This window comes from Nostoc sp. LEGE 12454, assembly GCF_056620565.1.
In genome coordinates this window covers 234792-249183 of the sequence record NZ_JBWQXL010000008.1, presented here as the reverse complement: position 1 = coordinate 249183, position 14392 = coordinate 234792, and the positions used below count along the sequence as shown (strand labels likewise).

Genomic DNA, 14392 nt, shown 5'->3' with positions numbered 1-14392 from the left:
CAAGGCAAACATAGTTCTAACGTAGAACCTATTAGGAGAGACTTGAGGCAAATGTGATGAGCGAAAATAATATTCAAAAGTACCGGTTTGTCTGTACCCTGACTTTCGGTGATATCTACGGTCAAATAATTGTTTGGTTGATTACAATTACCCTAAGTTTGGCATCAGCCTTGGCATTGATGGGTGCCAAGCGACCCGTGTACGCTTTAGCAACAGCGGGTCTCGTTGTTCTGTTATCGCTACCTTTCTTGTTGTTCGCGTTTGTCACTACCTTGTTAAATCATATTGAAGTCAGTCCTGTAGGGCCAGGAACTAAAATGGAACCCATACCAGGTAATGTCTCTCAGCAACAACCTGTACAAGCAACTAGCTAAAAAGTTAGGAGTTATGAATTATGAGTTATGAGTCACTTCATCTGTGCCATAACTCTTTTAGGACTTACGCACACTTTACGAATTCTTGGCGTCTTGGCGTCTTGGCGGTTCGACAAATTAAGCTTTTGAGCGATTTTTGCGTAAGTCCTATCTTTGTTTTTAACTTTTCACTCCTAATTTCAAAATTTGTTACAACGTCCCTGTATAGAAGCAGGGAATTTTTTTGTAGAGATGCTATTGTTACAACCCACTAGCTCATTAATCACGTCTCTACAATAGAACAGCAGTGGTTTGCAATCAGTGGGGTAATTATGCTGGAACACGATGTGATTATTGTCGGGGGCGGATTGGCGGGATGTCGCGCTGCTGTAGAAATTGCCCGCACTGACCCTAGTTTAAATATTGCTGTGGTTGCCAAAACCCACCCAATTCGTTCTCACTCGGTTGCAGCTCAAGGTGGTATGGCTGCATCGCTGAAAAATGTTGATTCCGAAGATAGTTGGGAAGCACACGCTTTTGATACTGTCAAGGGTTCTGATTACTTAGCAGACCAAGATGCTGTAGCGATTCTCGCCCAAGAAGCGCCAGATGTGGTGATTGACTTAGAACATCTCGGCGTTTTGTTCTCTCGCTTACCCGATGGGCGCATTGCCCAAAGACCTTTTGGCGGACATTCTCACAACCGCACTTGCTACGCAGCTGACAAAACCGGTCACGCGATTTTGCACGAATTGGTTAACAATTTGCGGCGTTATGGGGTGCAAGTTTATGAAGAGTGGTACGTGATGCGTCTCATTTTGGAAGAAAATGAGGCGAAGGGTGTGGTCATGTTCCATCTTTTGGATGGACATATCGAGGTGGTGCGAGCCAAGGCGGTGATGTTTGCCACAGGGGGCTATGGTCGCGTTTATAACACCACCTCTAATGATTACGCTTCTTCGGGTGATGGTTTAGCAATGACTGCGATCGCAGGTTTGCCCCTGGAAGATATGGAATTTGTCCAATTTCATCCCACTGGTTTATATCCGGTAGGGGTTCTGATTTCGGAAGCAGTACGGGGAGAAGGGGCGTATTTAATTAATAGTGAAGGCGATCGCTTTATGGCGAATTATGCACCCAGTCGCATGGAACTAGCTCCTCGTGATATTACCTCACGAGCGATCGCTTACGAAATTCGCGCCGGACGTGGTATTCATCTTGATGGAAGTGCTGGTGGCCCCTTTGTTTATCTGGATCTACGCCATCTAGGCAAAGAAAAAATTATGAGTCGTGTTCCCTTCTGCTGGGAAGAAGCCCATCGTTTAGTAGGTGTTGACGCAGTAACTCAACCGATGCCAGTCCGCCCGACAATTCACTATTGTATGGGTGGTATACCAGTTAACACCGATGGTCAAGTTCGCAGTAGTGGCGATGGTTTCGTTGATGCTTTCTTTGCTGCGGGTGAAACATCTTGTGTTTCCGTACATGGTGCAAATCGTTTGGGGAGTAATTCCCTGCTGGAATGCGTAGTTTATGGTAAAAGAACTGGAGCTGCGATCGCCAAATTTGTGCAAAAACGTAAGTTACCCTCTGTAGATGAACAACGGTATGTAACAGAAGCCCAGCAACAAATTCAAGCTTTGCTAGAACAACCAGGACAGTACCGAATTAACCAAGTCCGTGAAGCTTTTCAGGATTGTATGACTGAGTTCTGTGGTGTTTTCCGCACTGAGGCATTAATGACTGAAGGTTTGCAGAAACTAGAAGAAATACAACAAAAATACCCGCAAATTTATTTAGATGACAAAGGTAGTTGCTGGAATACGGAACTCGTAGAAGCTTTGGAATTGAGAAGTTTGATGGTAGTAGGACAGACTATTTTGGCATCAGCTTTAAATCGTCAAGAGAGTCGTGGCGCTCATTTCCGCGAAGATTATTGCGAACGAGATGATGCTAACTTCCTCAAACATACAATGGCTTACTACTCACCAGCGGGAATTGATATTCAATATCGACCGGTGGCGATTACTATGTTTGAGCCAAAAGAGCGGAAGTACTAAGCAAAGGTAAATTTAGTAAGAAATCGAGGGGACTATAAAAATTTTGTCCACCTCGATTAAGAATATGAAATGATTAAGTTATCAATCAGAACCTAATTGTTTCTGAATCACAGCTATTATCTTTTCTTCCCAAGCCGGATCATTTAATTTTATTGCAGCATCATGATGACGAGATTTTCGTCTATCCATGTAAGCATAAAAGGCTTCCTTATCATCCTTGTGGGTAAGAAGGTAACTCTTTAGCTCTTGGTCGCTCATTGCTGTATAGTTTACCTGATTCATAGTTCTATACTACATTCATGGTTCTATACTACCATCTGGCTTAATTTCTAGCTCTATTCCTTCATCTTGCCCAGCTAATATAAATATATTGAGCGATCGTTCATCTAATCGCACGATATGAATTGGCTGAAACATCACATTTGTAAGTTGATGGCAAAGTCTATATAACGATTGTAGCTGTTCTACTCTTGGTTGTAGCTCGTCCATGAATTTTTCTATTAATTTATATGTAACAAATTTATTAATATAAACTCATCCAGCGATGCTAGTTGTGATTCTCACATCCTATTTAGCATTCCAAATGAACTTCCCCTTCTCACCGGGATATGCTGCTCCCTCTTTGTCGAGCCACTTGAAGTCTATTTCGATTGGCATTTTCAAATTCTTCATTAAGTGCAAAGTGTTACGCCACGCTAAATTTGAATCTACACCCTGTATCGAAATGTTTATCTCTGGCAAGTAGTGAAAACCAGAATTAATTTTTTCACCCTTAACGACGTTAGATAGAGTTAGTTTGATCAGATCCTCTATAGAAAATCCTTGTCGAATAGCAATTTCGTGCGCTACATCAACGATTTTGCTCCAGTTCGGTTGATGAATTTCCTGACCACCAACGACGGCTCGAAGCACTTTGGTATGGTGCAAATTGCTTACAGCATCAGGTTCAAGAACTCTATAATTTTCAGTTTCAGAAACTTGCTGAGGCTGATAACGTGCCTCATATTCATTCAATAACTTCTCAATAACAGTGATGGGTGTATCCTCGAAAGGAACAGCCAGGGCTTGGAGCCTTTTGTAAATGGGATCAGGTATTCTGATAACTGGCATCATATATCCTTGTGTATTTACTCTTATCTATATATAAATGTAACATATATATATTATAAATGCCAACTACTTTCTAATCTGTATCAGTCCATGCAGATTTTCTGCTACGGCCAAAAGATAGTAAATTAACAGAGAAAATCTTTTGAGTGTAGAGTTAGCTACAGAAACGACTATCAAGCATCTAAGATATTATTGATCTGTAAAAAGCTGATTATACGATTACACTTGCTAAATCCCAGATTCAGCAAGTGCGCAGATATTTTCTGTATGCCGTAAAATTCTTACTATAAAAACAAGATTTTTATTTAAAATATGAACAATTCACAAACTTGGTATATTGTCAAACGTTCTGCTGGAAACTGTGAAATTATCCCCAGCCACCAAGTTGGCGATGATAATCTAGAAATTATAGAACAGTGGGGGCCTTTTAATTCGCAAGAAGAAGCGATCGCTCGACGGGTTGGACTCATTAGGGCTGGGAAGTGCCAACCAGTTTAAGTTAGTAGTTAGAAGTTGACAGTGACGGCCTTTATTTCTAACTCCTCACTACTCACTCCTAACTTTATTCCTAACTCTTCATTTTTCTGCTGTAGGTGTGCCCTGAGCAGCAATTTTTTTACCTATCACTTCCACCGCTTTAGCGAATTGAGGGTCTGCAAGAGTCGCAAGTTTGTCGCGTTCATGGAGCCACAAATCTTCCATCTGTTTTTTGGTCAAATCCACCTTCACATCTGGCGAAATGCCTTTGTGATTGATATCTGTACCATTGGGAGTATAGTAATGAGCAATTGTTACCGCTAATCCTGAACCATCTTCCAGGGGACGCACCGATTGCACTAGTCCCTTACCAAAGGTTTGAGTACCGACTAAAGTAGCACGCTTATTATCCTGCAAAGCTCCTGAGAGGATTTCACTGGCACTAGCGGAACCTTTATCTACTAGCACCACCAACGGTTTATTTGTCAAGGCTTTTCCGTTTGCTTCTTCCTTTTCTGCCTCTCCTTGGCGTTCAACGGTGGAGACAATCTTACCTTTATCTATCCACATCCGCGCAATATCCACACTGGAAAAGAGTAAGCCACCTGGATTACCACGCAGATCGAGAATATATCCGGCTACCTTTTTGTTTTCTAAATTTTTGATGGCGGTTTGCATTTCTTTACCAGCATTGGCACTGAACTGGTTCAAGCGGATGTAACCAAGATTTCCGGCTGGGGTTTTCTTTTCAGAAAACTTAACTGGATGGATTTCAATTCGCGCCCGTTTGATGTCAAACTGTTTTGTCTTACCGTCACGCTGAATAGTCAAGCTAACTTGAGATCCTGCTTCACCTCTAATCAAGGACACTGCCTGATTAGTATCCATGCCCTTAGTATCTTTGCCGTCAATTTTGAGAATGATATCTTTTGCTAAAACACCAGCTTTAAAGGCTGGTGTATCTTCAATTGGCGCAATTACAACTAATTGCTTGGTTTTTTCATCCTGACTAATGGTGATCCCAATCCCTGTCAATTCTCCAGAGGTATCCACCTGCATATTCTTGAATTCCGATGGGTCCATAAATCGGGTGTATGGGTCTTCTAGCTTTTTCAGCATTTCCCGAATGGACTTATACGCATCTTGCGGATTACTGTAGGACTTGCTCAAGTATTCCTTACGAACAGCCTGCCAATCTACCTGATTAAAAGTACCGTCGACATATTGGCGTTGAACAATTTGCCAAACTTCATCTACTAATTCTTTTGGACTTGCTTTAAATAAAGCCTGACCTCGCGAATGAATGCCAAGGCTAGTAACAGCGATCGTGGAGAGTGTAACTGCCGTAGCACCCAAAACAAGCCTACTTTTTGTAATCACCATAATGACAGCTGCGTCAGAGGGAAAATAATATAGTCAGTATGCTCAATCTAACACAGGCTACCACTGTACAGACCGAGTATGTATCCTTAATTTAAACAAAATACTTGACAATCCGGCGACCTTGATGGTTAAAAGATACAAAGTTTTTGGGTATGGGGCATAAGAGGCAGAGGTGCAGAGGGGCAGAGGAGAAAAACTTACTGCAACTTCTCCTCTGCTCCCCTGCTCCCCTGCTCCCCTGCTCCCTTTATGGTTCTACCCAGCGTTCATCTGCCTTAATGAGGTTAATTAATTCCTCTACACCTTTATCTTCTGGGACTTTTTTAATTTCTTCTCGACCACGATACAAAGAAATATAACCAGGTGTTTTACCAACATAGCCATAGTCGGCATCTGCCATTTCTCCGGGGCCATTGACAATACAACCCATAACTGCGATGTCTAGCCCAGTTAAGTGTTTAGTGGCTTCCCGGACTTTGTGCAGTACTTCTTCTAGATTAAACAAAGTGCGTCCACAGGAAGGACAAGCGACGTATTCCACCATCGTTTTTCGCAATCCCAAAGCTTGGAGAATGCTGTAGCAAACGGGTATTTCTTTTTCTGGTGCTTCTGTGAGTGAGACGCGGATTGTATCACCAATACCATCAGCCAGTAAGGTTGCAATACCAGCTGTGGATTTAATTCGCCCGTATTCGCCATCACCGGCTTCCGTAACGCCTAAATGTAACGGGTAATCCATACCCAGTTCATCCATGCGCTTGGCGATGAGGCGATAGGCGGCTACCATCACCGGGACTCGTGAGGCTTTCATGGAAACTACCAAGTTGCGGAAATCCAAAGATTCACAGATGCGGATGAATTCTATGGCAGATTCCACCATGCCTTCTGGGGTGTCACCGTAGGTAAATAGCATCCTTTCAGCGAGGGAACCGTGATTTACTCCAATTCGCATCGATTTACCTTGATCGCGCAAAGAAACTACCAGAGGTTCTAAGGTTTCGCGGATTTTATCGCCGATCTCGTCAAATTCGGTTTTAGTATACTCGGTTCGATTGACGTTGGGCTTTTCAAAGACATATAACCCTGGATTAATCCGCACTTTTTCTATGTGCTTGGAGACTTCCACGGCGATTTTTAGTCCGTTGTGATGGACATCAGCCACAATGGGCACGTCTTGGTAAGTTTTTATTAATTTTTGTTTAATTTCTGCTAAAGCTTTAGCATGAGCCATACTCGGCACTGTGACGCGGACAATTTCGCAGCCAATTTCGTGCAGACGACGAATACCAGCCACGGAACCATCAATATCAAGGGTGTCTTCGTTAATCATTGACTGTACTACAACGGGGTAGCCACCGCCAATGGTGACATTTCCCACCTTTACGGGACGGGTTTTACGCCGTTTGATAGTTGTATCAAAGGTAGGTTGGCTGGATGTAGTATTTGAAGTATCTACTATGGGCAGAGTTTGCATAACCTGATTAGGTAAATTTGCTGTGGTTAAAATATCAGATTTGATAAATCTCTGTTTCCCAGATTGCCACAGGTGGTGGCTCTTTTGGTGATTAGATAGAAAAAAAAGGAAAATAAGACAGGCAAAGAAATAAAGAGCAATTCAAAGGTTTTGCTCATTTATTACAGATATATTGCTGAAAATTTTTTTAACTGAGTAGCTTGAGTAGCGATCGCGCAACGTTCAGTAGGAAAGCTTAAGGAAGCGATCGCATTCTTATTGTGTCATAAATACTACCAATACCATCGTAATTCTATGACCCAAACTGCAATAATAATTTAACTATAAATTATCATTCTTTATACTACCATCAGGCATGATTGTATTGTAAAAAATAGCACCCTCAAGGTTTGTATCTTTCAAGTCTGCTTGTTCAAGATTGGCGTAACTCAGATTAGCTTGCTGTAAATTAGCGTTTTTTAAAGAAGTATTCTTCAAGTTAGCATTGCTTAGATTAGCACCAATTAGATTAGCATTATTAAGATTGCGACCTCTCAAGTTACTACTGCTTAGGTCAAAGTTCTGTAGGTCAAAACCTCTTAAATTACATTGAGACTTTGATAAATCGGCACCAGCACCAATGTAGGTTGCGTTAGTTAAATCAATTTCAGGTGGAAAAATTGTCTTTGAACTGTAAATAGCTCTAGACAATTTCGCACTATTCAAGTTAGCACCAGTCAAGTTAGCACCAATGAGATTAGCATATTCTAAGTTGGCATAACTCAGGTTTGCATGACTCAAATCAGCACCACTCAAGTCTTGGTATTCCAGCCATGCTTTACTTAAGTTGGCACTGCTCAAATTGACACCAGGAGCAATGAAGTATGCTTGAGAAAGTTGTTCAATATCAGCAGGTAAATCTGGATCTGTATATAGAGCATTTTTTAGGATAGTACCACTAAGATTTGCTCCAACTAAAAGAGTATCAATTAAGTTTGCATAACTTAAGTCAGCATTTGTGAGGTCAACACTACTTAAATCCATACCCCTCAGATCGGCATACTGTAAATTGGCACTACTCAAATTGACATTTTTTAATTCAAAATAATAAAAGTGACTGAGGTCAATACGGCTTAAATTAGCTCCACTCAAGTTGGAGTTTATCAGTTCACCATCCGCTAGCCTAGCCTGTCTTAGATCGGCATCACTCAGGTTAACATTGCTCCCACCATTTATCTCTGATGCTCCTTGTAAGTTGGCACGACTTAGATTAGTGTTGCTCAGTTCGGCACCATTTAATTCAGCACCATACAAATTAGCATCACTCAGATTGGCATCACTCAGATTGGCATAGCTTAGATTGGTATAACTTAGATCGGTTTGATGCAAATTAGTGCTTTGAAGGTTCGCATCACCTAGTTTTGCATAACTGAGATTAGCTCTACTTAGATTCGCACTGCTCAAGTCAATTCCATAGAGATTAGCACGACTAAGGTCAACTCCTGAAAAATCTCTCTCACCTGCGGCATAGCGTTTGAGTAATTCATCTCGGTTCATAAGAGCGATAACTTCGTTAAGCTTTGCTAACGCTAAATTTATTTAATAATACAAATATACTATTAAGTAAAGAGGATGAGGAGCGATCGCCCCTATCACTAGCTAAATTAGACTTATCATCAAATTCTTTGACGCCAATGCTAGAAAAAACATCTACATTCCAGAAAGCCATAGAAGCGGTAGAAGCATTAGATCCAGAAGCTCAGGCTATTCTTGTAGATATTATCCAAAAGCGCCTCAAACAACAGCGACGGGATGACTTAGTAAAGGCGGTTGCAGAAGCTCGTGAAGCCTATGCTAAAGGTGAAGTACGTAGTGGAACTGTTGCTGATTTAATGGCGGAGTTAGATGGGGATTGAAGTTATAGATGTTATTACAGAATAAAAGCGGCTGTAATTATGAACACTCAAATAACACCCCAACTACTAATTCCCCCACACTTTAATCCTGAAGAAGTGGGCGAAGTCTGGCGCGTACCTTATCAAGAACGTGCCGCCGAAGCTGAAATCTGGGCAAAACAACACGATATCAAACCTGCATCTTTAGATAAAACCAGCATTTGCTTACTGTTAATTGATGTTCAAAATACCTTCTGCATCCCTGGATTTGAATTATTTGTAGGTGGAAAATCTGGGAAAGGGGCGGTGGATGATAATGTCAGATTATGTGAGTTTATTTATCGCAACTTGGGAATAATTACGAAAATTGTACCAACTCTAGATACTCACACAGCAACCCAAATCTTCCATCCGATATTTTGGGTGAACGCTGCGGGAGAACATCCCACTCCAGCAGCGACTAGCATCACACCAGTAGATATTGAACAAGGTATCTGGAAAGTCAACCCAGCAGTTGCGAACAGTGTTACTAATGGGGATTATGAATTATTAGAAAAACACGCTTACCATTACCTTAAAAAACTCAGTCAAGACGGTAAATATCCCCTTACTGTTTGGCCTTATCATTCTATGTTGGGCGGTATCGGCCATGCTCTAGTTTCATCCGTAGAAGAAGCGATATTTTTCCACGGTATGGCGCGTCAGAGTCAAACGCAATTTGAAATCAAAGGTGAAAATCCTTTAACAGAAAATTATTCCATCTTACGTCCAGAAGTGTTGGAAGATTTTGAACAACGTCCACTCGCTCAAAAGAATACGCTGCTGATTAAACAACTTTTAGAATATGATGCAGTCATTATTGGTGGTCAAGCTAAAAGTCACTGCGTCGCTTGGACAATTGACGATTTATTAACAGAAATTAAACAGGTAGATGCTACCCTGACGAAAAAAATCTATCTGCTAGAAGATTGCACTTCCCCCGTTGTTGTCGCCGGTGTTGTGGACTATACAGAACAGGCAGATGCAGCATTTACAAGGTTTGCAGAGGCAGGAATGCACATCGTAAAATCTAGCGAAAATATAGCATCTTTTTTTTAACGCAAAGGATCGCAAAGGTTTCGCAGAGGAACACAGAGATTTCCTCTGCGTTTCAAAACGAACTTCATTTTTTCAAATAGCCTTTTGGATCTTCTGCTACCCAACCCAGAGATGAACTAGAACGCACTTCAAAATGAAGATGCGGTTGAATGGATGTTGGTTTTCCACTAGTGCCTACTGTTCCTAGTAAGTCTCCTTTTTTCACTTGCTGACCGACAGTAACTTTGATACTGGCAAGCTGGGCGTAGCGGCTTTGGAGTCCGCCACTGTGGTTAATAATGACCAATTTGCCATAAGAACCTTGATCGCTGGCAAAGGCTACAGTTCCAGGGGCGATCGCTAGCACATTAGTACCAACTGGTGATAATAAGTCAACACCACTGTGGAAGAAAACTTCACCTGTCGTAGGATTAATTTGCCAGCCGTAAGCTAATCCCACAGTTGCCACTTGTGCTAAGGGATATCCAGACAAAGATGCACGGTTTGGTGTACCTGTATCAGTAGGTAAAGGCGACTTAGTTACAACACCATTGGGCGACCAATTTACCCCCGGAACAAACACAACTCTGGGGTTTTGTTGGCAGCCATTCACCTCAAACAGGCTATCAGCACGAACTTTGTATTGTGCCGCCACTTGTCGCCAAGTTTGACCGCGAGGCACTTCGACTACAATCCCATTGTAGGGAGGAATCTGAAGCACACTACCAACAGCGGCAGGTGCACCGTTCTGCAAAGCTGGATTCATGCCAATAATAGTTGTCGGAATGAGATTGTAGCGCTGCGCTATGCTCTCCAAAGTTTCGCCACGAACGACTTTATGGCGTTGGAAGCGAGATAGGGCTGGAGTCGAGCAACCACCCACAGCAGCGTTAGCACTGTTTGAGTTTGAGTAGGGCAGTATGCTTACTAGGCCCAAGGCGCTAACTAAGCTACAGAGAAACAGTTGACGAAAGGGTAAAGTCATGTATAAAGGTCAAGAGCGCATTAACTTTAGATTTTAGATGGGAAGAGTGGGAATTGGGGAGCAGCACTTCTCTACGAGACGCTGCGCCAACGGCTACGCTCAGTGACCGAGGAGCAGGGGAGACAAGGGGACAAGTCTCTGCTTTGTCTTTCCCTCTTCCTTGTCTACCTTGTCTCTTCTCCATGCCCAATCCCTAATTTCTCGTAAATTGATCTGTCCACTTGCCGTTCGCTTGACTACACTTAGAAATTAGCAACTGCATTGCTGTTCTTGAGCAAAACAATTATGAAGTTATCCTTAAAGCAACTGGCGGTTTATGTGTTTTTACTGGTAATTGGCGGTGGTGCAGGTTTGTTTGGCAGTCGCTATCTCATTCCCCAAAATCGCTCGTTCCAACAGCTAAAAAATGTGACAATGGCTTCGCCTCCAGAATCCGTAGTTCCGAATTCTCCTAACGGAGCTATTGGGGCTACTGGGGGCGATAACGTGAATTTTATTGCGACAGCAGTGCAAAAAGTTGGCCCGGCTGTAGTGCGAATTAATGCGACTCGCAAAGTAGCCAATCCTATCTCTGACGCTTTGAAAAATCCCATCTTGCGGCGATTTTTTGGAGAGGACGATCAACCAATTCCTGAAGAACGCATTGAGCGCGGTACAGGATCGGGATTTATTTTAAGCGAAGATGGAGAATTACTCACCAACGCTCATGTAGTGGCAGATACAGATACAGTGCAAGTTACCCTCAAGGATGGTCGGAGTTTAGAGGGGAAGGTGGTAGGAGTTGATTCTGTGACAGATGTGGCGGTGGTGAAAATAAAAGCGAATGATTTGCCGACGGTAAAACTGGGCAATTCACAAAACCTGATCCCAGGGCAATGGGCGATCGCTATTGGCAATCCTCTGGGTTTAGATAATACTGTCACTATCGGTATCATCAGCGCTACCGATCGCACTAGCACTCAAGTTGGTGTCCCCGATAAGCGAGTCAGCTTTATCCAAACTGATGCCGCAATTAACCCTGGTAATTCTGGTGGCCCCTTGTTAAACGCTCAAGGCGAAGTGATTGGTATTAACACAGCCATCCGCGCTGATGCTCAAGGACTCGGTTTTGCCATCCCCATTGAAACCGCCGCCCGCATCGCTAATGAACTTTTTACTAAAGGGCGTGTAGAACATCCCTTCTTGGGTGTTGAAATGGCAGACCTTTCTCCCATCAGAAAACAGCAGATTAATCAAGAAAATCAACTGAATATTCAACAGGATGCTGGAATTGTGATTAAAGGAGTCACAGATGATTCCCCAGCCAAGCGTGGAGGACTGCTTCCTGGAGACGTGATTCAAAAAGTTAACGGTAAACCAGTGAAAACTTCAGCCCAAGTTCAGAGGCTGGTAGAGTCGAGCAAAGTTGGAGACATAATAGCGATCGAAGTCAACCGCAGCGGTAAAATTCAAACCTTCAAAGTACAATCAGGAGCTTATCCTGAAAAGAAGTAGTCGAAATAATTCGTAATTCCTAGAGAGCGTCATTCCGAATTACGAATTAGTGATTATTTGGTCAATAGTCCCAGAATGTTTGACTAGTGACTATTAATTATTGACCATTAGACAAATGCTCTAACTGCATTCTTTGTTCCATCTGGCGCAGAAAATACCCCGTCATCATGGCCGACGCTAGAAGTCCAGCTAAATTCTCCCGATCTGTTGTAATTTGCACGTTGAAATTTTCTGCCGGGAGCATTCCCACTAGCCCTTGGACATTTTGCGAGATGATTTGTTTAATTTCGGGGCTGGCGGACTGAGCAACCCTAGCTAAAACATCAGGAGACTGATGCTGTAGATATTTGAGTAACTGATTAGGGTATTCCTCAGAGTGGTCGGAAAGAAGTTGATTAGGGTGTTCCTCGGAGTTGTCATTCAAAAAGTCAGGATTAAACACCATTGGCAGTTTTATTTAGCTTAATTGCTAACTCTACTCTAAACCATAGTACAAGAGTAGCGCATTCACCACGGGTATAAGTCTAGAGGAAGGAGTCAGATTAGGGGGGAGATGACAGGTGACAAGTTATAAGGAATAATCTGTACGCTGTAACCTGTACCCGATTGCCTTCTTTACTCCCGACTCGCCACTCCCTTTAGTTCTAGTTCTAGTTCTAGTTGTTCTTCCTTCTGACTTGTAGAAAGTATTTGCGGAAGTTGTTCGATTTGGAAATACTGATGGAATTTTGGGGTTACTTGGAGTGAGTAGGAGCGAGAATCGCTGTCTCGGCGTTTGCGGATGAAACCAAGTTCGACTAGTTCTGGAACGTGCTGATATACTCCTGAACCGCGTAGGTTAATCAAGTCGCTCTGGAGTATGGGACTATTAAGGGCGATCGCGGCCAAAGTCCGTAATGCACCTACACCCAATTCTACAGGTATCATCGTTTGCACTAGATCGTGAAAGTCAGACCGTAGTTGCAAACTGTAACCATCTGGGGTTTCTATTACCTCTAAAGCGCTATCTCGGTGGGCATAATTGTCCATGAGTTCAATTATGCCTTCTTTGACAGTGGCGCGATCGCACGCGGCATACTCGGCGATTTCGCCGAGCGACAAGGGTTTACCCTTTAAATAGAGAATTGCTTCTATCTTCGTCGCTGTGGCTGTAATCATTTAGTCATTAGTCGTTAGTCATTGGTCATTAGTCACTTGTACTGAGCGTAGTCGTTGGCGTAGCCTCTCGTAGAGAAGTATCGGTCATTAGTACATGACAACTAACAATCAACAAGTGTGTGGCATTATATCGTAAATTGTCAAAGTATTTTTTAAATTTTCAAATTTGGCATTGGGTATTGGACACAAGAGGAAGAGGTGCAAAGGGGCAGAGGGGAAAACTTACTACAACTTTTTCTTTGCTCCCCTGCTACCCGCTCGCTCAAAAGCCTCTACTTGTGAGAATAAATTCTGCGATCGCTAAATCTTGTGGAGTGGTCACTTTTAAATTTGTCTCTTCTCCCTCGACAATTCGGACTTCGATGCCGCACTTTTCAAATAAGGCGGCGTCGTCAGTTACTTCCCAACCTTGACGGACTCCTTCAGCATGGCACTGTTTCAACAACTTGACATCAAATCCTTGGGGAGTTTGTGCCGCCCATAGTTGTCGTCTATCGGGTGTCTCTTGAATTATGCCTTGTTCATCAACAATTTTGATGGTGTCTTTGACGGGTACACCAGCAATTAAACCAGGACAGTGGCGAATGGCCTCGGCACAAGAGTTAAATAAATCTGGTGTGGCCAGGCATCTGGCGCCATCGTGAATTAACACTTGTTCTGCGGCTATTGGCAGAGATTGTAAGCCATTGTAAACAGATTCTTGGCGGGTGGAGCCACCTTGAATCAATTCCACTGGTTTAGTCAGCTTCAGATCGGCGAGAATTACATTGAACTCTGGCCAATCGCTAGACTGAGAAATAATCCCGATCCAACTGATTGTACTGGCGGCTTCTGCGGCTAATAAAGTCCAAGCAATAATTGGTTGCGATCGCACTTTTAGCAGGAGTTTATTGCGGTTACTACCCATTCTTTTTCCGATTCCCGCAGCTGGAATTAGTAAATACACA

The 14392-nt window shown here is 42.8% G+C and carries 16 protein-coding genes; 6 read left to right on the top strand and 10 right to left on the bottom strand.

The genetic code is table 11. The features are described from left to right. Positions 1 to 56: 56 nt before the first annotated feature. Together AC1F2U_RS11875 and AC1F2U_RS11870 are read left to right on the top strand one after the other, a co-directional pair. A complete protein-coding gene (locus AC1F2U_RS11875; RefSeq protein ID WP_099102821.1) occupies positions 57 to 374 on the top strand; it encodes a hypothetical protein in 318 nt (105 codons plus the stop codon). Between the two features lie 311 nt (positions 375 to 685). Further along, positions 686 to 2413: a succinate dehydrogenase/fumarate reductase flavoprotein subunit gene (locus AC1F2U_RS11870; RefSeq protein ID WP_480261312.1), complete on the top strand. Its 1728-nt coding sequence runs from the start codon at positions 686 to 688 to the stop codon at positions 2411 to 2413. Positions 2414 to 2494: 81 nt separating this feature from the next. Here the strand turns inward: AC1F2U_RS11870 and AC1F2U_RS11865 are convergent, their stop codons facing one another. The 3 genes from AC1F2U_RS11865 to AC1F2U_RS11855 all read right to left on the bottom strand — a co-directional run bounded on the left by AC1F2U_RS11865 (position 2495) and on the right by AC1F2U_RS11855 (position 3526). Then, a complete protein-coding gene (locus tag AC1F2U_RS11865; protein WP_480261311.1) occupies positions 2495 to 2695 on the bottom strand; it encodes a DUF6887 family protein in 201 nt (66 codons plus the stop codon). Positions 2696 to 2710: 15 nt separating this feature from the next. After that, entirely contained in the window at positions 2711 to 2902 is a 192-nt protein-coding gene (locus AC1F2U_RS11860) for a DUF6888 family protein (protein WP_114084054.1), read from the bottom strand. A 78-nt stretch (positions 2903 to 2980) separates the two neighbouring features. Beyond that, positions 2981 to 3526, bottom strand: a complete 546-nt coding sequence (locus AC1F2U_RS11855; RefSeq protein WP_480261310.1) for a T4SS efffector SepA family protein — start codon at positions 3524 to 3526, stop codon at positions 2981 to 2983. Between the two features lie 309 nt (positions 3527 to 3835). Between AC1F2U_RS11855 and AC1F2U_RS11850 the strand changes: the two genes are divergently transcribed. Further along, positions 3836 to 4021 (top strand): DDE transposase family protein, encoded by a 186-nt coding sequence (locus tag AC1F2U_RS11850; protein ID WP_480261309.1) that lies wholly within the window; start codon positions 3836 to 3838, stop codon positions 4019 to 4021. Positions 4022 to 4099: 78 nt separating this feature from the next. Here the strand turns inward: AC1F2U_RS11850 and ctpC are convergent, their stop codons facing one another. The 3 genes from ctpC to AC1F2U_RS11835 form a co-directional block, all read right to left on the bottom strand. Beyond that, positions 4100 to 5383, bottom strand: coding sequence for a carboxyl-terminal processing protease CtpC (ctpC, locus tag AC1F2U_RS11845; protein ID WP_480261308.1), 1284 nt, complete (start codon positions 5381 to 5383; stop codon positions 4100 to 4102). A 247-nt stretch (positions 5384 to 5630) separates the two neighbouring features. Then, positions 5631 to 6857: a (E)-4-hydroxy-3-methylbut-2-enyl-diphosphate synthase gene (gene ispG, locus AC1F2U_RS11840; protein WP_480261307.1), complete on the bottom strand. Its 1227-nt coding sequence runs from the start codon at positions 6855 to 6857 to the stop codon at positions 5631 to 5633. Positions 6858 to 7178: 321 nt separating this feature from the next. Next, a complete protein-coding gene (locus AC1F2U_RS11835; protein ID WP_480261306.1) occupies positions 7179 to 8393 on the bottom strand; it encodes a pentapeptide repeat-containing protein in 1215 nt (404 codons plus the stop codon). A gap of 23 nt (positions 8394 to 8416) precedes the next feature. On the opposite strand from AC1F2U_RS11835, the gene AC1F2U_RS11830 reads away from it, so the two are divergent. Then, positions 8417 to 8752, top strand: coding sequence for a hypothetical protein (locus AC1F2U_RS11830; RefSeq protein WP_480261305.1), 336 nt, complete (start codon positions 8417 to 8419; stop codon positions 8750 to 8752). A 39-nt stretch (positions 8753 to 8791) separates the two neighbouring features. Beyond that, complete coding sequence (locus AC1F2U_RS11825; protein ID WP_480261304.1) at positions 8792 to 9829, top strand: cysteine hydrolase family protein; 1038 nt, start codon at positions 8792 to 8794, stop codon at positions 9827 to 9829. A gap of 64 nt (positions 9830 to 9893) precedes the next feature. Here AC1F2U_RS11825 and AC1F2U_RS11820 read toward each other — a convergent pair whose 3' ends face one another. Next, positions 9894 to 10793, bottom strand: coding sequence for a LysM peptidoglycan-binding domain-containing M23 family metallopeptidase (locus AC1F2U_RS11820; protein WP_480261303.1), 900 nt, complete (start codon positions 10791 to 10793; stop codon positions 9894 to 9896). A gap of 285 nt (positions 10794 to 11078) precedes the next feature. Here AC1F2U_RS11820 and AC1F2U_RS11815 point away from each other — a divergent pair, with 285 nt between their 5' ends. Further along, complete coding sequence (locus AC1F2U_RS11815; protein WP_480261302.1) at positions 11079 to 12287, top strand: HhoA/HhoB/HtrA family serine endopeptidase; 1209 nt, start codon at positions 11079 to 11081, stop codon at positions 12285 to 12287. A gap of 97 nt (positions 12288 to 12384) precedes the next feature. On the opposite strand, the gene AC1F2U_RS11810 is transcribed toward AC1F2U_RS11815, so the two are convergent. The 3 genes from AC1F2U_RS11810 to ispD all read right to left on the bottom strand — a co-directional run bounded on the left by AC1F2U_RS11810 (position 12385) and on the right by ispD (position 14391). Next, positions 12385 to 12732 (bottom strand): DUF760 domain-containing protein, encoded by a 348-nt coding sequence (locus tag AC1F2U_RS11810; protein ID WP_094347414.1) that lies wholly within the window; start codon positions 12730 to 12732, stop codon positions 12385 to 12387. Positions 12733 to 12902: 170 nt separating this feature from the next. After that, positions 12903 to 13445, bottom strand: a complete 543-nt coding sequence (gene scpB / locus AC1F2U_RS11805) for an SMC-Scp complex subunit ScpB (protein ID WP_335201720.1) — start codon at positions 13443 to 13445, stop codon at positions 12903 to 12905. Between the two features lie 262 nt (positions 13446 to 13707). Next, a complete protein-coding gene (gene ispD, locus AC1F2U_RS11800; protein WP_480261301.1) occupies positions 13708 to 14391 on the bottom strand; it encodes a 2-C-methyl-D-erythritol 4-phosphate cytidylyltransferase in 684 nt (227 codons plus the stop codon). Position 14392: the final 1 nt, after the last annotated feature.